A 19,427-nucleotide genomic window follows, 5' to 3' on the forward strand; every position below is an offset into this window, starting at 1 on the left:
CAAACCTATTCCATTTGGAAAATGGTATAGGTAGTGAGATATTTACTACGCCGGTCATGAGCCGGTCTACGCAGTTATGTTCAAGGGGAAAGTAGGGAATGCAGACGCTGGACTATCGCAATTTTGAGTACAAAGGCTTTCACTCTATGGGAGCATGTTATGTTCGTGTGCGTATCAAGGATGACGGATCCCTGGTCTGTCTGATAGCTCAACTTCGTGACTACAACGGCACGTCCGTTACAAACGTCATTGAGGACATCATGTATGGTGTTGTTAAGCGTCTTGATTCTGAAAAAGCCCTTCCCAAGGCGCTTTCGTCAATGGATAAAATTCTTGAGCGCTCTGTTTGGATCGAACGATATGCCCCCGGTCTTGGCATCTCACCAGACGGTTCGTGGGCAATCGTTACCCTCGCTGAAGGTAAACCGGATTGGACACACGCGAGCTTCGAAAGCGTTGTAGCTCATTGCGGTGTAGAACCTGACTTCTTAGCTCTGACCGAAGAAGACTTGCGTCATAAGAAGTAGTTGGTTGGAAATGGGGCAGCGCATCAAGGTTTCGAGCGCTGCTTCATGTCTTTGAAGCGCTGCATGATGTCGATCACCAGCGAGTTGACGGCCAGAATCTTCATGGCTCGTGTGACAGCTACGTACAGAAGGTTCAGCTCATCGTCGCGTTTGCCGGCGTCGATGTCAGGGGAAAGCGGATCCGCAGAAAAGTCGTCATAAAGCCCAACGAAGTCCCACTCCAGACCTTTGGCTCTGTGCGCAGTGGTAAGGGTCACGGTTGCATCGAGCTCCGACGTGACAGATGCAGCACGCAGCTGCTCAATTCGTTTGGGCAGGTCGGGGTAGTTTTCGATGATTTTGATCGACCGCAGCATCTCAGGATCCTGCGTGGCCTTCGCGATCACGACATACTGGTCGTAATCGGCATAGTCGGTCAGCAGTTTGCGCTGCTGAACCTGGTGATTCATATGCCGGCTGAAATAGAACAGGTCCTCCAGATCGCGCAAGGAATAGCTGTCGATCCCTCCGATCCACTGCATGCGGTGGTCTTGGTTGACCAGGCGCAGCGCGTTCTCGATGACACCACTCACCGTGCGGTGCAGGTAGGTGCGGTGAGGGAGATCGTCCGGTAAGGCTCGTTTCACCAACGTCGGCTGTCCCAGGCCTTGCAGGGGGATCTTTTCACCCTTGAAGGAAAGGATGACGTTGGCCACGTAGGCAACAGCCGGTCCAAATCTGAAGCTCTGAGTCAGGAAGTGTTTCTCGGCGTCCTTCATCGCCGGGCTGTTTAAAGCATCCACAGCGCCTCTGAACCGATAGAGCTGCTGATGTCGATCACCGACGGTGACTTGCGTGATTTTTTGGATCTGGACCAGGTTCGCGATGACCGGGTTCACGTCCTGCCCTTCGTCGAGCAGAATCGCACCGAAACGCTGGCTCAGATCCGGTTGGCTCATCTGGTAGAGCTTCAGATAACCGTCGTGCGTCATGGAGACTGAGCGGTCCTTGATATCGACCATCTTGTCCCAAACGTCCCTGGTCAGATTCAGCGCTTTGCTCATGTACTGTTGCTGGACCGAGGTCAGCGTGCGGTTGCTCTGGAATCGCACAAAGTGGTCTTCCAGCAGCTCCAGATCCTTGCTGGCCATGAAGGCATTGAGGGTAGAAACGATATCTTTGGCCAGCTCCCAATCCTGGGTATTGATCGTCCTCGCGATGTCGGTCAAACGCAGATTGCCAGCCTGCTTGTGTTTGTACTGGCTGCCATAGACAGCGTAGGCGAGGCCGTGAGCTGTTTTGCAGGTCACATTGCGTGGAAAACGGTTCTTTGCCGCGATCTCAACGGCTTTGTTGTAGCAGAGGTACAGCATTTTGACCGACGAGTTATGCGTGGCGTAACCGACGAGTGTCGTTGTCTTCCCGGTACCGGCAAACGCCTGGACCAGTAGCTTCTTTGCGAAGGAGTGAATAGCTGGCAGTTGTTCTTCTGTCCATTGCATGGAGGGCACCTAGAGGTATTTTTTGAAGCTGGACGCCGTAATGCTGACCGCCAGGCCGAGCAGTGCCGCGCATGGCAGGAGCACCAACAATGGGCTCACGCTGAATGGCAGAGCCAGGTAGAGGCTCCAGGGGATGATCACCAGCGGCACCATCGTTGCTCGAGCTTTGTGATACAGGTAGCTGGACTCGCGGCCGGCACCGAACCGCCGCAAGTCTCTGCGTACCAGTCCGTCTACAAAACCAACAAACGCCGTCATCACAAATAACGGGATTGCGAGGGTCAGGATCACCAGACGCACGCAAAACACCAGTGTCGTGTAGAGCGCCGCAAGGCCGTAATCCTGAAACTTGCTGACTCCCACGCCGAGCATGTAGCGCATATCGAAACCGCGTGATCGTTGTCCTGTCGCAGCATAATCAGAGGTGTGTTGAACCCAGTCCTGAAGCCCAGTCTTGACCACCAGCCAGTCATATGTGGTTTGAACCAGCCATGTCGCCGTTCGGCCCGGCTCTTGAACAACCACACTCTGCAGGAACCCCTTGGAGAGCCAGCTGAGTTCATGATCGAGCATTGCACGAGCATGCTGCCAACCGGCCTCCGGCCAGAAGAAGTACATGCAGATCCATTCGACGATGATGGCTCCCCCCAGAGAGAGGAACATCACTGCCGCGAATCGGAAGGGCAGGGTGAAGAGAGATCCTATGAACGACTGTTCGTGGTCTTGTTGCTGTTTCGCGCGATCGGCAACGTCAGCCATATCAGATGCCCCCCTGCCGATCGCTCAACCCGCCGAGAGTCATGCCGCATCCTCAGGTGCAACAGCGATTTTTTTGAAGTCGTCGAGCAGATCTGCAGGCAGGGACTCGTTGAGCGTCTGATAACCAGACGCTGACCACCAACCGGTGTCGTCGACCTTGCCCACCTGATAGGTCTGACGCATGCTTTCCGCCAAGGCCTGCAGATCTGCCGGCATCACCTCATCAGGATCATGTCCAGGCAAAGGCATTCTGATTTTCCAAAGATTGCCGCCTTCCATGAGCGCAAAGCATTGGCCTTTAGGCAGGCCGACGACATGCGCTGGCTCAATCATCGGCACGCTGACCTGCTGCACCTGGTCATGACTGGAGGATGTGAACGCGGTATTGCCCGTTGCACTGTCATTCGCCGAGCTGGCTGGGGTGGATGTGAAAACCTGAACCTTAGGCAACTGTTTTGTCAGCAGCTCGGCGGTGGACGTTTCGCGGACCCGCAGCATGAACACGTTGTTGAAGTTACCGATCACCTGGCCGGCCTTGGCCTTGTTGCCGATCTTCGCTTCGATATCGCTCATGGTCTGGGTGTAGGCAGTCACCTGCATGCCGGCACCGCCACCCTTGTTGATCATCGGAATGAATTCCTCACCCATCAGCTCGTTGAACTCATCGGCGTGGAGGTTGATAGGGACTTTGGTGCCAGGCACGCCGCCCGGTAGTCCGTCGTCGACGCCGAACTTGTAGATATGGCCTGCGACCGAGACCAGATCGGAGAACATCGAGTTGCCGACGGCAGCGGCGACCTCCGTGTCTGACAAGGCGTCCAGGCCGATATAGACCACGGCCTTTTTGCGGACCACCTGTATCCAGTCGAAGATCGGTCGAGGATCGTTCACGTCCTGATAGTCAGGCGAGATCAGTTCCGCCATGCGGCCTGTGGTCAGCTTCTCAAGCAGCGGCAGCAGCGAAGCGACGATCTTGTCGAAATAAGTCTTGTCGTAACGGACCGCACTGCGCAGTCCATCCATCACCGGATCTGCCACCCGTGTCTGAGACAGGTATTGATCGATGGCCACCACGCGAAACGGGCGGCCCTTCATGTTGAAAGGTATGTTTTTATCGTTGAGCTTACCTTCGATGGCGACGATCATTTCCCAAGCCTTGGGATCAAACTCATCAAAATATTTCTTTGCGTACTCCAGAAAGATCCCTTCGATGTTGATCACGTGCTGCTGGATCTGCAGATAATCAGGTCGACGGCCCAAAGCGACAAGAGCTCGGGCGATGATGTTCACGAAACGCCAGGCGAATTCACGGAATGCTGCCGAGTTACCTTCGCCTGAGAGCTGGCCCGCGATCCGGGTGGCCACCTCCGAAATCCGCCCAAAACGCCCGACGGCGTTGTAGCGTGCCGAGTGATCGGGCCAGCCCAGGTGGAACACATAAAATTCGTTCAGGCGTCCGGCGCGTTTGGCTTCGAGATACATGCGCTTGAGCAAATCTGCATCGCCCTTCGGATCGAAGACGATGACGACCTCGTGCTGACCGTGCTTTTTCCGCCGGATGTCCTGAGTGATAAACAATTCAGCCAGGCGCGTTTTTCCGACACGGGTGGTGCCCAGAACAATCGAATGGCCTACTCGCTCACCCAACGGGAGAGAGACGTTCTCCTCGTATGGCTCGATGCCGTGCAGCCTTGGCAAGCCGCCGACGGGTGGCAGAGGTCGCACAGGGTTGATGGGCACGTCCCATGATGTGGCTCTGGCCAGAAGTCGGACAGGGTATGGAGCGAACTCCGCTCTTTCCTCAAACCGACGCGCTGCGCGGAACAGTGGGGTGGCTTCAACGTAGCTGGCATACTTCGGCAGGTAAGTGTCCATCAGCCGCTGCGTATGGCGCTGCTGCCAGCGAAAGCCAAGACCGATGAACAGACGTTGATTGCTGACCGGTACTTCTTTACTGGTCATCGTGTAATGAGGCAGTCGCCGGATGTTTCGACGATAGCGCAGCACCTGCCATGCCTGCTTCAGCCGAACTAAACCTAGAGCCAGAAAGCCCGCAGAGGTCACGATGCCAAATAGTGGCGTCAGCGCAAACGCCCAGGGCGCGAACACGCATAGGAATGCGCCTGCAGCGCACACGTACACGGTGTACAGCTCTACGGCGGGTCTGAGAAGTGATTCAATGGCGTAATCGTGAGCCATAACCCGACCTCCTATTGCTCGATGGCGGTTGGGGTGATCAGCACCGGATAGTGGTTCAGGCCGAGGCGCTGAGAAAGCTCATCACCAGATGCGGGGGATACGAGCGCGTCGGGCAACCAACTCCTGACTACGGCAAGTCGCTCTGGTGTGGTCACGTTGACCACCAGTCCTACGGCCTGCATCTGCTTCAGCACCGACCCGCGCTCTTGTAGCCATCGTTGTGATATTTCATCGTCCCCGATCAGGAACAAAGGCTGCAGGCCTGGCGCGTTGATTATTCGGCCCTGAACAGCTCCTGGAGTCATTCGAGTGGTGCGTACCGGTAATCCCTGGGCTGGTACAGGATCCAGTTGTGAGCTCAGGTCATTTTGGCCAGAAGAGGAGGGTTCGGGATTCAGAGATCGGTAGTAAGGCAACGCTGAGTCACCACCTTTGTCTTCAACCACGGTGAGCTCTGCAGCTTGGCAGATTATAAATGGCAGGCAGAGCGCTGCGCCGAGGATCACTGATCGGGTCATGGATTGGTCACCAGCATTTGGATGCCGGTTACCCGGCTGAGATGTTTGGCAAAGGCCTTGCGGTAATTGGCGGCTGGAGCGCCGCCGGCAGGCCGGTGATAGCGTCCTGCTACGGTGATCCAGTCACCGCCAAGCGCGCGCAGTTCGGCGAGCATCTGTGCAGCTACATCAAGGTTCTTGTAGGGATTAAGCGCGTCGCACGGATTGCTTGATTTAAATCTCTGGCCGTTCCAGCCCATGTTGACCTGACCTAATCCGACGTCGACCCGCTTGGGGCCTGCCTGCGCGAGTGCGATGATAAGTGCTGTGCAGGCATCGGCACGTGTTGCAAAACGATAACTAGCGCCGGCAACGTTCAGCGTCCAAGGCCACGGCACAAGCTGACCACGCAACTTCGCCCCGCTTTCCTGCAGTGCCACTGAATAGAGCACTTCCGACGGAATACTCGCGGCTTGGGCAGCCAGCTGATAAGCCGGCGGCGGAAGCTCGGCTGCATCGCTTGTCAACGCGAAGCACAGCAGGGCAAGGCCTGCCCACGTCACTGACGCAGCCATTGCCCGTTCACCTCTCGCACAACGGCCGGTAACTCGCCACCCAAGCTCAGGCCAAGCCAACGTCCACCGTCATGGTTGAGGGTGATTTGTCGGGTTCTGACATTCGCAGGGTCGATCCCCGAGACAATCGCCCAGTTGCGAATTCGCTCGTCGTCGTTCTGGCTACCCACCATGTACACGTCAAACGGCTGCTTCTGAGCTTGAAGGGCCTTCACTCGTATCGAGCATTCCGGGCATTCGTCCTTAACAAACACTGCCAATCGGCCGTTGCCCTGGTTAGCTGGGCTCGCGGCCGTCCCTTGGGGCGCAGAGCTGGCGATGGGCATCAGGTTCGGGTAGACGCGTTTGAAGGCATCGTCATAGGCGCGTTGATACGCTAATTCTTTTGCCGTGCGCTGCGCCTCGGCTTTGACCTGGAGCTCTGCATACCGCCGGCGCTCTTCATCATTGCGGGCTTCGATACCCAATGCTGTCAGCGGATCCAGCCCGGGGGAATACACACCTCGTGAACTCTGCATCAGCGTTTGATAGCGCTGCCATTCCTGAGGACTGAGGTTCCAGTCTCGTGCCAGGATCTCGTCGCTCGATTGCGACTGACTGTCCAGCAAGGCGCTCTGTTGCTCTCTACTGGTGGACTGTGCAGAGCTGTTTGTTGCAGCATTGGCCATACCAGCCGCTGTGATCAGGATGACTCCCGTCAGTGTGAACATTCGCAGGTTGTAAACGGTCATGTAAACCTCTAAGGGCGCAGGGGCAGAATGCGGGGTGAGCCGTTGATGCTGAACAGGGCGCGCGAATCATCCAGGCTGTTGAGCTGCCAGTCGCTCCCCGCGACCATGTCGCCCGGGCGTATCAGGTTCAGTTGACTCAGTTGAGTGCTGCCAGGCGGGGCAACTGACAAGAAACGTTCGCCTCCGCGATACTCCACACCCACGACCGAAAACGGTGGAGGAGCCTCCGGAACTTTGCTTTGTGCTGTTGATTTGCGGGAGGGGGGGGGAGTCTTTGGCTTGGCTGCCGTGATTTGAACAGATGCTGGTTTAGCCGCACGCAGGTCATGGAGTTTCACCTGCAGCTCCTCGATCCGAGCGCCCATGACCACAACTTCTTGCATCGAGGCACCCTGCTGGGCAGCGTCCTTCGCCGCCTCCTGCACCTGCTTCAGGAGGGCTTGCACGGCATTGATGCGGTTGGACAAAGCCTGCTGGCCGGCCCTGAAATCATCGATAGTCACGGACTTCAACTGGCTGGCGGCATCGAGCCGGTCATCCACGCCATTGATGCGTTGGGTGATGGCGTTGACGGTTTCCAGGTTTGCAGCTGATTCAAAACCTGTTTTCAGGTGGAGAATCTGCCACTGCTGGTAGACCAGCATGCCGATCAGGACGATCAGGGCCAGGATTTGCAGTACGGTGGCGCGGGAAAGAGAAGGGCGCAGTGGCAGCTTCATGGAGGACCTCACTCAAGATGTGAGGTACGTTCGCAAAAGTGGCCCATCTGTGCAGCAGCAAACCATTATCGTATTTGAAAAGGTTTACGTAGTGAGTGTGTAACCAGGCTTATTGCTATCAAGCTAAGGAGCCGCTGATTTACTCGATTTTTCGCCCTGGCGATGCTCTGGAGACCTTGTTTTGTCAGGGTGCAACAGCCGGGTTTTAGAATAAATCAGCGTCTACTTAAACGTCGGCCCAGCGAAGCTTCAGGTAGTCAACCACCTGCTGAGTCTGTGAGGCCCGCATAAACATATGTCGAAAAAACATGCACCCGGACACCTCAGCCAGAGAATCATTCAGGTCAAGCTGACGGGTCATTTCAGGCACGCCTCCCTCAACAGTCCAGTCGGGCTCGGCTGCTGATGCCATTCCCACTTTATACAGAGCCATACCAACATATAAGGCTGTGCCGGTACCCCTGACGGTATCCGCCCACCACCGTGTGATGATGTCATAACGGGCAACCTCCCGGGCAAACGGCCAGTAGACCTGTGGGGCGATATAATCAATGATGCCGTCAATTACCCATTTCCGGGTGTCTGCATACGCAAAATCGTAATTAGGTGCACCTGCCTGCGTATCAGACCCCAGCGGGTCGTCAGATTTATTCCGCCAGACGCCTGCCGGGCTGATACCAAACAAGACATCCGTGTTAACTGCGGCTATTTTTTTATGGCATGCATCAACCAGCGAATACGTGTTATTTCGTCGCCAGTCTGCCTTTGTGGTAAAGGTCGTATTGTATGTCTGGTAGGTAGCATCATCACTCAGCAGGGAATCTGCGGATTCATAATAAAAATAATCATCGAACTGAATGGCATCAACATCGTATTTGGTGACAATTTCTTCAACAATATTACTCACCCAAGCCTGAGCTTCTGGCATACCGGGATTGAGAACAAAGCGCTTCGCTGAAGTGCCTGTCCATTCAGGATGCAGTTTAAACACACTGACCGGCGAGTCAGAGGATGAGTTATTCAGCTCTTCTATTGTGGCATCGCTGGTGTTCATTGATATGCGGTACGGGTTCACCCATGCGTGCAGCTCGATATTACGAGCGTGCGCCTGCTCAACAGCATAAGCCAGTGGGTCGAAGCCGGGATTTCTCCCCAGCGTCCCCGTCAGGTACTTCGACCATGGAAGCAGGTCTGATGCGTAGAATGCATCTGCGCAGGGAACAACCTGGAATATAACCGCATTCATTTTCATTGCAGCAATATCATCAAGGATGCCGGTCAACTCTTCTTTCTGTGCACTGACACGTGCAGCCTCATCAGTGATGGCCAGAGATGAGACGGACGGCCAGTCAAGATTCGTAACGGTTGCGACCCAAGTCGCCTTGAGATTTTTGTTCGCAGTCGCCATTGCGATTTCTCCTTTGAGTATGGTTCTGAGGGGGCGAAATATGCTGTCCATGCACGGGCATTTTGAAATGCCTATGCATGAACGAGCGCTACACCTGCCAAGGCGCTGGTATGTAACCATAGCCGAGCAGATTATCGCGATGAGCGAGCTGCTGGGCTGAACGCACGAAGAGCGCCTGCTCGCACAGGCGTTCTTTAGGCATTATATGGGAACGACGTGTCAGCTCAGCGTCACGTCCTTCATCGCAGGAATATAACCGTAGTCATATTCTTCCTGCACGAACGAGCGATCCCCTTTCAAGAGGATTCTCACCGTCGGCGCTTCGGTCCCGCCGATACGATAATCCTCGCCGTCGGTGGGCACGCTGTCGATGAACGAAGTCACCAGACCGTCGGCATGACGCAGTGGGAATATGTCTGGAAAGGCTGCTCGGGCGGATTGCCGAGCACCAGGCCGGAAGAGTTCATTGGCCGGTACGGACCGAACAAATGTTCGCCGACAAAACCGTAGACACCGTCTGGCCCTGTAAGACCTTCGGCATACGTAAACTTGTGACTGATGGTGAACAAGTAATACTTGCCGTCTTGAAACACGTAATGCGGACGTTCGGTCTGATCGTTAACGCCAACCGCTGTTACTAACGGTGGGAGTATTTCCCACTCTTCACCACTGAGATCCTTTGCGACCGCCAGACCGATACAACCCACCTGGAATCTGGCACCCCCCACGTCTTCGTGACCCGGTGGCACAGGGCCAAGTTCGGCAGCCCCTACTATGTGCGAGCCGCGTTCACCGGCGACATTGCCTTCAAACACCATGTACAACTTGCCGTCATTGGGATCAATGAACGGACTCGGGTCGCGAAAGTTCCAGCTCGAGTTCTGCGCTTCGGTTTGATAATAGGTGCCGTCGGCCTCGAACAGTTTTTTGACCTGGGTAAAGTCTTTCAACTCCACGCCCTGATCGGACGTCACAATACGGCCACGTACTTTGGCGATCGCTGCGCCGGGCGTGACGCAGGTGTAATAGAGATCAATATCGCCTTTGTCATTCAACAGTATGGGTGTGCCCGCCCACTCTCGAGTGGTGGGGGATACCCCCTCGGCCATTACACGACCACCAAAGATCCAGTCCTTACCGGTACGCGAGTACCAGTAGCACATGCGTGCGCGGCCATGACGATCTTCCCAGTCACGCTTGATGTCATAACGGCCATTGGCATCGAGATATTGCGGATCATTGGGGTGACGGTCAGCCGTCAGGGTCAGGATGACCGACCAGCCGTTGACCGAAACCACCGTGCCATCCAGCTCGCGCAGCGGCATGGTGTCCCAGATGAATACCGTGTCACTCATGACCGGAAAGTCCGGACTGACCAGTGGCTGCGTTGTGGTCGGGTCATTTTCATTGACCTTCAGCGCATCGGCGCGAGACCAGACAGTAGGTGGGTATTTGATGTTATCTACGAGAGGGCTATTCTGGAGCTGGCTTACAGCAGAGTTGCTATTGTACATAATTGATACCTTTAAATAGTTGTGGGAGGCAGCAGCGACGCAGCTGTACCTCTGTCGCTCAAAGGCGATAACTCAAGGCTCACGGCCTTCACATGATTCAACGTCCCGCAGCGGGAGCACTTGATCTGGAGTTCGGTGTAGTAACCGATGCGGGCCAGCAGCTTCTTGCACTGCCCGCATCGATAGTCTTTCAACATTTGCAATGATCTCCTTGTGCTTCGCCCAATGAAAAACCCCGCCGAGGCGGGGTTTGGGGTGGATCGCAATTGACCGGTTGGCGCTGTTGGAAAGCCCGTATCCGGCGGCTGCCCTGAGGCGCAAATCGCATATCGTGGTACCTTTTTACCCCCCTCCGGAAAGGCTGGAAAGGGGCGGTTTCGGGGTAGGTCGAGTTTGGCCGGAGTTCAACACGAGTTCGACCACAGTTGCGCAATTGATCCGGATAAACGGTACGAGACAGCGCTTCATTGGGGGCGCTTCAGAAAACGGAATTTGAAGTACGTTAAGTATCAAGCTGCTCATCAATTCATGATACCGGCGTTTTTCGTCTACCGGGGCTGACGACGCAGAAACCTGGCAAAGCGCCAACACTCCATTTTGCCCAGATGAGCAAACAGCTCTTAAACCGTGATCTCTCGAGTTGCGTGCTGTGTGGTGTCCAAATGCTTTACGTACGGACCCTGTCGGGTTTGGCGGCGCATCAGTTGCTGATCAATGCCCGTGACATTGGTCTGTTGAAGTACGTGCGTCCCTAATGAATGCAAGCCCGTTTGCCATTAATCTGAGCCCGAAGGCTCCGTTAGACGCAGAAGAGTGCCCAGTCGCCTCCTCATTCAGAAGAAGATAAAACATAGCCACGCGAGGCCTGAGTAGGTTGCCAAAAAAACCGAGCATGTCTTTACCCGTGGTCGGTCAGTAGATAAGGTAACGAAAATCGTAAATGGAAGGTCGCGGTACAGCAGGGATGGTTTTCAATATGTGCTGCTGTCGCAGCCTTACAGTATACCCCCCCTCTGATCCCCGACAGACTATTCACAGTCGTTGATTGATTTTGATGGTGCCCGTCAAGACTGGTGCCAGAGGGGGTTTGGTGCATGAATGAGATGGGTGAGGCCTTGCTGGCCGCCGTTCCCTCCGATGGCTCCAGTATTGGAAACCAGTCGTTGCTAGAGCAACTCAGGATTCAGTTTCCACATTTGAGAGACGAGTTTTATTGGCAGACGCGCGACGCACTTATTGGACAAGGGGTGCTGCAGGCCGGTAAAGGTCGTGGCGGCTCTGTGCGCCGTATTGACGTTGACGTTCCACCGGCAAGCGCTTGGGTTCAATTCCTGCGTAGCTATGGGCCGTCGTCGAGCAATCTTGCGATGTTCGACGAGTATGTGTCGAGGGCGTTGGCGCAGGCGGGAGTCACGCCGATTACCCTTTCAACACCTCTATTGGAGGACATGGTGCGGCACATTGAAACCAAGGCATCAGGGTCTATCTTGATCGCTGGAACCGCGGGTGATGGTAAGACGTACCATTGCCGTGCCCTGTGGGAGCGAATTGGGGGGGATCCCAATGCTTGGGCCGTCAAAGGCAACGTGAAAGAGTTACGTATGTCAGATGGACGCATGGCTGTCTTTATCAAGGATCTTTCCGAGCTAAATGGCGAGGAGAGTGATCTGCCATTGCTTCGACTGGAACGATCGGTGCTAGATGGCGATGACTCTGAAGTTGTGATCCTTGCGGCAAACCATGGCCAAATCCTTGATCGTCTACGTGATTTAGGCCGCCGCCAAGAGCGTGATCACCCACTTCGCAAGCCGCTTCAAGAACGCTTCTTGCAGTCCGGGCCAGCTCCCGAGCGCCTGACTGTGTTCGATCTCAGTCGCTCGACTAGCCGCAAAACGTTAGATGAGGTGGGTACTGCTGTGGCGGGGCATCCCGAGTGGGACAACTGCAAACGCTGCGCACTTCAGGCCGACGGTAAAGTTTGTCCCATAGACGAGAATCGCCGCAGGCTTTTGGGTGAGGCGGATGGTGGACAGCTCTCTCGTCGCTTGGGCGATTTGGTTGAAATCGCCAGGCACAATGGGCTTCATCTACCTATACGCGACTTACTTGCACTTTGTTCAAATATGATCCTCGGTTGCTCCGATGCCAAGCAGGCCAAGGACAACCTGCTGACCTGTGCCGATGTCGCGAAGATCCAGGAAGGAGGCAATCTTGGGGCGGCTAGTGTCTATGTCAACGCCTTCGGAGCCAATCTCCTTAAGCGAAGGACCTCTGACCGTCCCATCTTCAAGGCGATGTCCAGCTTTGGCGTGGGCGATGAGTCCGCCAATGCTGCCGATGGGTTGCTGGTTTATGGGAAGGATGATTTGCGGCTGCAAGCCGACTTCGACCGTTTGGTCGCGATCGATCCGATCTATGGGGCCACGACTGCCTTCCGCGCTGCCCAAAATTCCTATTTGGAAGGGTATGAGGGGGCACGCTTGGAAGGAGAGGCGGCCGAGTTCCTTGCGATGCTTGAAGACCAGCGACGCAGGCTCTTCTTCACACTTCCGGATGGGGAAATAGGTTATCCGCATTGGTCGATGACCGCATTCTGCTTTGCTGGGGACTACTTGGAAATCATCGAAGCGCTCAAGGCGCAGAAGCCCGTTAGCGAGGTAGTCCGCGGGCGCCTTGCTAAGGGCCTTAACCGCGTATTAACAGGTCTCCTTCTCGAAAACGAAGATCGCATCTTCATCGCTAGTGCGGGCGGTTTTACTCAAAGCCGAGTCAGCGTGCTTTGTGACCACGAGACATTCTCCCGCAGGCAGGGCGGCGTAGGTATGGCGATCAAGCTTGTCGAGGATACGGGCCGCCCTCGACTCGACGTTTCGCTCGCTGCAGGCCCGGGCAATTCGGTTGCTTTCGACTTGACCCCTATCCGTCATGAGTTTCTCTCACGTGTGGCTGAGGGGGCTTTGCCCGCGAGCTTCTCCAATGAGTGCCTCGAAGATCTGCTGGCTTTCAAGGCGAAGCTCTTGCGGAAAGCAGAGATCGTCAAGAAAGCCAGCCTAGCAGGAGATGATGAAGTAGGTGGTGAGACCGTCATGCTGACGCTCAACTTCATCGATATTGAGCCAGGTGGTCGCGGCTTTTCACGCCCTGTGACGGTGAGGATCTCGGAATGAGTGGAATCATCAAGAGGCCTGAGATTAAAAGCGTCGATTTTTGCGTCGACGAGAACATTTGGGGGCATCGCCTTTATGACGAGCAGCTTCCTCACCTGACTGTTCTAGAGTTCTTGGGCGTACTCGGCTCGAACTTGGATCAGCCGCTCAGGCCTCACCAGGACCAGGGCGGCTCAGTTATGTTCAAGCCGCAGCGGCAAGTCCGTTTGCGTGGGTTGCTGTTCAACAACCCATACGTCGAATCAATTGCGGAGAACGCTGCGTCTGATGAGGAGAAGTGGAAGCAGTGGTTTGAGCGCTTTAGGCAGGGAGCCACAGGTAACGGTGATGAAGACATGACCTATCTGCGCCGCTCATTCACTAGCTTTGATGACTTCGCAAAGGCTATCGAATTGCTGCGTTCCTCGTCATTCGAATCTCGCAGTAACAAGCGCTGGAGTTCGAAGTTCGTTTTTCCTTTCGGCCCCGATGCTCTCTATGAGGACTTGGCAATCAATGCAAAAGGAAATATGAGCAACGATCGTCGCTTCTTTGCTCGTACAGGAGAGCTGCTCTATCTCATGCTCACACGGGCTAAGCGTGGAGCGGAGCTTGGTGACAGCCTTGTCAAGCGTCTGTTCGATAACGAAGCAACGATGAACTGAACCGCCCCGGGTTTCTCGGAGACCCTTTTGTTTGAGTCATGCCACCTGGGCAGACTCGGTGAGTTGCTGATAATAGATTGCTTCTGCTTCGACCGGTGGAATATGACCGATTGGCTCCAGCAGGCGGCGGTGATTGAACCAGTCCACCCATTTCAGGGTTTCCAGCTCCACCGCCCCCCGTGTGGGCCAAGAGCGTCGATGAATCACTTCAGCCTTGTAAAGACCATTGATGGTCTCAGCCAAAGCATTGTCGTAAGAGTCACCGACACTCCCGACCGATGGCTCAATACCGGCTTCGACAAGACGCTCGGTATAGCGAATGGACACGTACTGCACGCCACGGTCACTGTGGTGAATGAGTCCACCCTGCTTGACTGGGCGACGGGCGTAAAGGGCTTGCTCCAGTGCATCGAGTACAAAATCGGTACGCGCTGAACTGGACACCTTCCAACCGACGATGAATCGGGCAAAGACATCAATGATGAAGGCCACGTAAACAAAACCCTGCCAGGTACTGACGTAGGTAAAGTCCGATACCCATAGGGCGTTCGGGCACTCAGCCACAAACTGACGGTTGACATGATCCTGCGGGCACGGCCTGGCTTGGTCGCTGACCGTCGTCTTGACGGGCTTGCCGCGTACCACGCCTTGCAGGCCCAGCTCTCCCATCAGACGTTGCACCGTACAGCGGGCGACTTGCAGTCCGTCACGCAGCAATTGTCGCCAGACCTTGCGCACGCCATATACCTGGAAGTGCTCATCCCAGACTCGCTGGATGTGCTCACCCAGTTCCTGGTCACGCTGCGCACGCGCTGACTGCTGGCTGGGGTCAGCCTGCTGAGCAGCGTACCGGTAGTACGTCGACGGGGCGATTGGCAACACCTTGCAAATCGGCTCGACCCCGTAAGACTGGCGGTTTTCATCAATAAACGTCTTCATCGTTTGAATGGGCGGTCGAGCTCCGCCTGGGCAAAATAGGCTGAGGCCTTACGCAAGATCTCGTTAGCTTGACGCAACTGACGGTTCTCACGCTCCAAGAGCTTGACTCGCTCACGTTCGACTGTGCTCAGCCCATCACGCTGGCCGCTGTTGCGCTCAGATTGGCGAACCCACAGCCGTAATGTCTCGGGCGTGCAGCCGATCTTGGGGGCAATGGCACTGATGGTGGCCCACTGCGACTCGTACTCAGGAAGGTGTTCGAAAACCATCCTGATGGCCCGCTCACGGACCTCTGGGGAATACTTCGGTAGTTTTTTCATCGCTCCATCCTCTCAAAGGTTGGAGTCTCCGAGAAACCCGGGGCGGTTCAATGCCCGGTTTTCCGTGATGTGCGCGCACTATCTGTTCGATCCGGACTTCTGCAACGTGGCCTCTGGCTGGGAGAAAGGCATCGTCGAAAAGAACGTGCAAGACAGCCGGAGGCGAATCTGGCTCGATGCTCAAAATTGCATGTTCCATACCTTCGAGGAGCTGAACGTCTGGCTCGGCCAACGCTGTCGCCCGCTCTGGGCTGAACTTGTACATCCGCAGTACAACGGTTTGACGGTGGCAGAAGTCCTGGAGCTGGAGCAGGCTGAAATGATGCCGATGCCGACGGCCTTTGATGGCTACGTGGAACGCACCGTCCGTGTCTCTAGCACCTGCCTGATCAGCGTGGCGCGCAATCGTTATTCGGTGCCTTGCGAGCGTGTGGGTCAATGGGTCAGCAGCCGTTTGTACCCTTCGCGAATCGTGGTCATTGCCGACGAAACGGTGATCGCCAGTCACGAGCGCCTCTTTGATCGAGATCAGATCGGTTTTGACTGGCAGCACTACATCCCACTCATCGAACGCAAGCCTGGTGCACTGCGCAATGGCGCTCCATTTGCTGATCTGCCAAAACCGTTACAGCTTCTTAAACGCGGACTGAGGCGTCACACCAACGGTGATCGAATCATGATGCAGGTACTGGCTGCTGTGCCCATCGCCGGTCTCGAACCAGTGCTGGTGGCGGTGGAGCTGGTACTTGAATCGGGAAGTCTGAGCGCCGATCACATCCTCAATGTCGTTGCCCGCCTGACCTCCACCGCACCACCTCCCTGTGTAGAAACCAGCCTGCAACTCAAAGTGGCGCCGGTTGCCAATACAGCACGCTACGACCGGCTCCGTACGACCGATGAGGAGAATCGCAATGCGTGACCTAATGACTGAACTCAAAGAACTGCGCCTGCACGGCATGGCCAGTGCTTGGGAAGAACTGGTCTCTCAAGGAACAGCGTCGACGGCTTCATCGAAATGGCTGCTGGAACATCTGCTTCAGCAGGAACATGCGGATCGCGCGGTGCGCTCGGTGAATCATCAGATGAACATGGCAAAACTCCCCATGCACCGTGACTTAGCTGGCTTTGACTTCAGCGCTTCCAGCGCTGATGCCCGGCTGGTCAGCGATCTATCCAGCTTGGCGTTCACTGAAACCGCGCAGAATGTCGTGTTCATCGGCGGCCCTGGCACCGGGAAAACACACCTGGCCAGTGCCTTGGCTGTATCCGGAATCACGGCCTACAACAAACGCGTGCGCTTCTTTTCCACGGTGGATCTGGTGAATCTGCTGGAGCGTGAGAAGTACGATGGCAAAGCAGGGCGAATCGCCCAGGCACTGCTGCGCACAGACCTGGTGATACTGGATGAACTCGGATATTTGCCCTTCAGCCAAAGCGGTGGCGCCCTGTTATTTCACCTGCTGTCCAAACTGTACGAACACACCAGCGTGGTCATCACCACCAACCTGAGCTTCTCGGAATGGTCGAGTGTGTTTGGCGACGCCAAGATGACCACCGCGTTGCTGGATCGGCTGACACACCACTGCCACATCGTCGAAACGGGCAACGAGTCCTACCGCCTACAACACAGCACATTGGCTGCCCAGACAAAGATCAAAACACGCGAACGAAAGCGAAAGGACGGAAATGATATCGAGGACGATGAGCCATTTTGATCCGCACCATAAATGCCCTGCTGCATGCGGTGGGGCTTGATGCGTCTTCAATCGGAACACTGCTGCTAAGCTTATCCACAATTGCTGGGGCAAAAATCAGCAATCCGTCCTGGGTCAATTTTCAATCGGCAGGGTGGGTCAGTTTTCAATCAGCGCCAACAATATGAGGACGTATCGAAGTGTTATCGACGGTCAGCAGCGGATCACGACGATCCTTTCATTTTTGAATGACGGATTCGCATTAGAGGAACCATACCGTGGGCCTCATGTGGGCAAGAAGTTCTCCGAACTGTCAGAGAATATTCGCGATGACATCTTGCTTTATTCGATCGACTTCAACGAGGCCTCTGGCTTGGCACCTGAGGAACTTCGGGAGGTCTACGCTCGTGTCAACAAGTACCTAGTGCCGCTTAACAGGCAGGAACTGCGAAAGGCTGACTTTCCCGGTGAATTTTTGAGAGTCACCGAGGAGCTGGCCAACCTAGATGCCCTTGATGATATGGGTTTGTTCAACGCCACGGCGCGACGGCGTTCTCTCGACGTTGAATATGTCAGCGAGTTGTTGGCTGCACAGCTAAAAGGCATCAGCGACAAGAAGAATGCAATTGACGAGTGTTGTCGCGACTATTCGACGTGGCCATCGATTGAGTCCGCTGCTGCACGCGCGGAGTTTGAGAGCGCGATCGCAGATATTTCGAATATTTTCGACTCAACATACCCAATGAAGAAGACCCGGTGGAAGCAGAAAGCGGATTTCTACTCTTTCTTCTTTGCGGTTTTGTCTCTGAGACGCTCTGGTTTCGTATTACCTGCAGACGTTAGCCTCTTGCGACAGGACTTGACACTGTTGGACGCTCGAATTGCCCCCACATCGGAGGTTCCTGTACTTAGCAGGTATGCTGTTTACTGCGTCTCCCAGGCCAACTCAGCATCCAGCCGAAATTGGCGCATGGCGCTCATTCGCGCGATCCTAAGAGGGACTTATGCCGCTGCGATGGATGACGAAGAGCAGCGCAAAATTGTGTCGGGAACGGCAACCGATCTTCGGTTTGCGATCGATCCGACTTTCAACGGCGACGGGTGCCCGCCAGCGGCAGGTTTTGTCTGCGGTGGGTGTGACGGATTTGACGAAGGCGAGACTAGCTTAGGTAGCTCAGTTCTCTACTGGCCTACTGGAAGCACGGTGTTTCAATTGTCAAACTCAAAGTGGGCACACGCTAGATGCGAAAGTAGAATCGACGCCGCTGTGGTCATCAATGGTGCTTCTATCCCGGGCGCAGTCGAGGATGATTACGACCTCGACGATGCAGAATACGCAGAGTAAAGAGATGGGAGCCCAAGTATGAGCCGTGTCGAACTCTATCGGAACAATACTAGTATCTATGCTGTTGACGACCATATCACGGGTGATGATGGTCGGGTCTACATCGTTGGCGAGCGAATTGCGGCGGGAGGTAACGCCGTTGTCCACGAATGTAACGAGAAGCTCTCAGGCGACAGCTACGCGGTCAAATTTCAGCTTGAGCTGCGGCAACGTCGCCGGCAACGATTTCAACGCGAAGTCGAGCTGCTTCGTAGCTTCGACGACCCTCACATCATCCGGTTTGTCGCAACCGGTACTGTGCCTGGCATCCGAATGGAGCGCGTTAGGCGTCGTGGTCGATTCGTGTCTCAGCAGCAAGGCCAAGCCGAGGATTTGCCCTTTGTCGTCCTCATGAAAGCATCAGACGACTTACGCAAACATGCCAAAAACCCGCAGCAGATTCCGTCAGCGACATATCTTGCGCAATTTCTTGGTCTTTCTAAGGCGTTAGTGAAGCTCAACGAAAAAGCCCTGCACCGCGACATCAAACCCGAGAACATTCTGGTTGTTGGCAGTGCTTGGGCAATCAGTGACTTCGGCTTATGCGATCTGCATGAGGGCGGGCCCGATCTGTCATTTGTGGGCGAAAGGATTGGTCCCGCGCTATGGATGTCGCCTGAGGCGTTCAACAAAAACTTGGGCTGCGCAGACTCTATTGGCCAAACCTCGGACGTATTCCAGTTGGCTTCAGTCTTTTGGTACGCAACATGCGGCCGGCACCCGACTGGGATAGTCCGCGCTGCGGATTGGCGTGGGCCTGCGGAGCTATTTCCCGTCATAGAGCGAGCTCTGCTCCATTGCAGTACTAACCGGTTTCAGACAAGCGCCGAGTTCTGTACAGCCTTGGAAGCTGCAATCATTAGGTGAGA

Annotated in this window: 16 protein-coding genes, 2 pseudogenes and 1 other annotated feature; of the genes and pseudogenes, 7 read left to right on the plus strand and 11 right to left on the minus strand. The window is 55.3% G+C overall.

Annotation, left to right across the window (positions count from 1 at the left end):
• Positions 1 to 98: 98 nt before the first annotated feature.
• The gene (locus tag AC4ANE_RS08570; protein WP_003347763.1) at positions 99 to 527 is read left to right on the plus strand and encodes a hypothetical protein; all 429 of its coding nucleotides are present in this window, start codon (positions 99 to 101) and stop codon (positions 525 to 527) included.
• A gap of 23 nt (positions 528 to 550) precedes the next feature.
• On the opposite strand, the gene AC4ANE_RS08575 is transcribed toward AC4ANE_RS08570, so the two are convergent.
• The 10 genes and pseudogenes from AC4ANE_RS08575 to AC4ANE_RS08620 form a co-directional block, all read right to left on the minus strand.
• A complete protein-coding gene (locus AC4ANE_RS08575) occupies positions 551 to 2,008 on the minus strand; it encodes a UvrD-helicase domain-containing protein (protein WP_460408830.1) in 1,458 nt (485 codons plus the stop codon).
• A 9-nt stretch (positions 2,009 to 2,017) separates the two neighbouring features.
• Positions 2,018 to 2,767, minus strand: coding sequence for a TIGR03747 family integrating conjugative element membrane protein (locus AC4ANE_RS08580; RefSeq protein WP_003425101.1), 750 nt, complete (start codon positions 2,765 to 2,767; stop codon positions 2,018 to 2,020).
• Positions 2,768 to 2,806: 39 nt separating this feature from the next.
• The gene (gene traD, locus AC4ANE_RS08585) at positions 2,807 to 4,966 is read right to left on the minus strand and encodes a type IV conjugative transfer system coupling protein TraD (protein WP_460408832.1); all 2,160 of its coding nucleotides are present in this window, start codon (positions 4,964 to 4,966) and stop codon (positions 2,807 to 2,809) included.
• Between the two features lie 11 nt (positions 4,967 to 4,977).
• On the minus strand, positions 4,978 to 5,484 hold the full coding sequence (locus tag AC4ANE_RS08590; protein ID WP_460408833.1) for an integrating conjugative element protein: 507 nt from the start codon (positions 5,482 to 5,484) through the stop codon (positions 4,978 to 4,980).
• Positions 5,481 to 6,038, minus strand: a complete 558-nt coding sequence (locus AC4ANE_RS08595; protein WP_122347052.1) for a lysozyme family protein — start codon at positions 6,036 to 6,038, stop codon at positions 5,481 to 5,483. Before AC4ANE_RS08595 ends, AC4ANE_RS08590 begins: the two co-directional genes overlap by 4 nt.
• Positions 6,023 to 6,769, minus strand: coding sequence for a TIGR03759 family integrating conjugative element protein (locus AC4ANE_RS08600; RefSeq protein ID WP_122347051.1), 747 nt, complete (start codon positions 6,767 to 6,769; stop codon positions 6,023 to 6,025). The genes AC4ANE_RS08595 and AC4ANE_RS08600 overlap by 16 nt, the downstream gene beginning before the upstream one ends.
• An 8-nt stretch (positions 6,770 to 6,777) precedes the next feature.
• On the minus strand, positions 6,778 to 7,488 hold the full coding sequence (locus AC4ANE_RS08605) for a hypothetical protein (RefSeq protein WP_055003392.1): 711 nt from the start codon (positions 7,486 to 7,488) through the stop codon (positions 6,778 to 6,780).
• A 226-nt stretch (positions 7,489 to 7,714) separates the two neighbouring features.
• Positions 7,715 to 8,896, minus strand: coding sequence for a glycoside hydrolase family 10-like protein (locus AC4ANE_RS08610; protein ID WP_053486539.1), 1,182 nt, complete (start codon positions 8,894 to 8,896; stop codon positions 7,715 to 7,717).
• A gap of 219 nt (positions 8,897 to 9,115) precedes the next feature.
• A pseudogene (locus tag AC4ANE_RS08615) lies at positions 9,116 to 10,410 on the minus strand (glycoside hydrolase family 68 protein).
• Between the two features lie 11 nt (positions 10,411 to 10,421).
• Complete coding sequence (locus tag AC4ANE_RS08620) at positions 10,422 to 10,607, minus strand: Com family DNA-binding transcriptional regulator (RefSeq protein ID WP_053486578.1); 186 nt, start codon at positions 10,605 to 10,607, stop codon at positions 10,422 to 10,424.
• A gap of 897 nt (positions 10,608 to 11,504) precedes the next feature.
• Between AC4ANE_RS08620 and AC4ANE_RS08625 the strand changes: the two genes are divergently transcribed.
• Entirely contained in the window at positions 11,505 to 13,577 is a 2,073-nt protein-coding gene (locus AC4ANE_RS08625) for a DEAD/DEAH box helicase family protein (protein ID WP_053486577.1), read from the plus strand.
• Complete coding sequence (locus tag AC4ANE_RS08630; RefSeq protein ID WP_460408834.1) at positions 13,574 to 14,221, plus strand: hypothetical protein; 648 nt, start codon at positions 13,574 to 13,576, stop codon at positions 14,219 to 14,221. Before AC4ANE_RS08625 ends, AC4ANE_RS08630 begins: the two co-directional genes overlap by 4 nt.
• A gap of 36 nt (positions 14,222 to 14,257) precedes the next feature.
• Here the strand turns inward: AC4ANE_RS08630 and AC4ANE_RS08635 are convergent.
• Positions 14,258 to 15,480 (minus strand): IS3-like element IS51 family transposase gene (locus AC4ANE_RS08635; protein ID WP_095178853.1). Its coding sequence is split into 2 segments (ribosomal slippage): positions 14,258 to 15,195 and positions 15,195 to 15,480, totalling 1,224 coding nucleotides; the frame shifts between segments, so codons are not numbered across the junction.
• Positions 15,086 to 15,202 (minus strand) — a sequence feature (AL1L pseudoknot). Its footprint overlaps the gene before it by 117 nt.
• Positions 15,481 to 15,529: 49 nt before the next feature.
• On the opposite strand from AC4ANE_RS08635, the pseudogene istA reads away from it, so the two are divergent.
• The 4 genes and pseudogenes from istA to AC4ANE_RS08655 all read left to right on the plus strand — a co-directional run.
• A pseudogene (gene istA / locus AC4ANE_RS08640) lies at positions 15,530 to 16,399 on the plus strand (IS21-like element ISPsy20 family transposase); the annotation flags it as partial.
• Positions 16,392 to 17,195, plus strand: coding sequence for an IS21-like element ISPsy20 family helper ATPase IstB (istB, locus tag AC4ANE_RS08645; RefSeq protein WP_031598096.1), 804 nt, complete (start codon positions 16,392 to 16,394; stop codon positions 17,193 to 17,195). The pseudogene istA and the gene istB, both read left to right, overlap by 8 nt.
• A 163-nt stretch (positions 17,196 to 17,358) precedes the next feature.
• Positions 17,359 to 18,519, plus strand: a complete 1,161-nt coding sequence (locus AC4ANE_RS08650) for a DUF262 domain-containing protein (RefSeq protein ID WP_460408988.1) — start codon at positions 17,359 to 17,361, stop codon at positions 18,517 to 18,519.
• Positions 18,520 to 18,537: 18 nt separating this feature from the next.
• Positions 18,538 to 19,425, plus strand: a complete 888-nt coding sequence (locus AC4ANE_RS08655; protein ID WP_053486574.1) for a protein kinase domain-containing protein — start codon at positions 18,538 to 18,540, stop codon at positions 19,423 to 19,425.
• Positions 19,426 to 19,427 lie beyond the last annotated feature (2 nt).

Source organism: Pseudomonas sp. Pme6b, assembly GCF_058129925.1.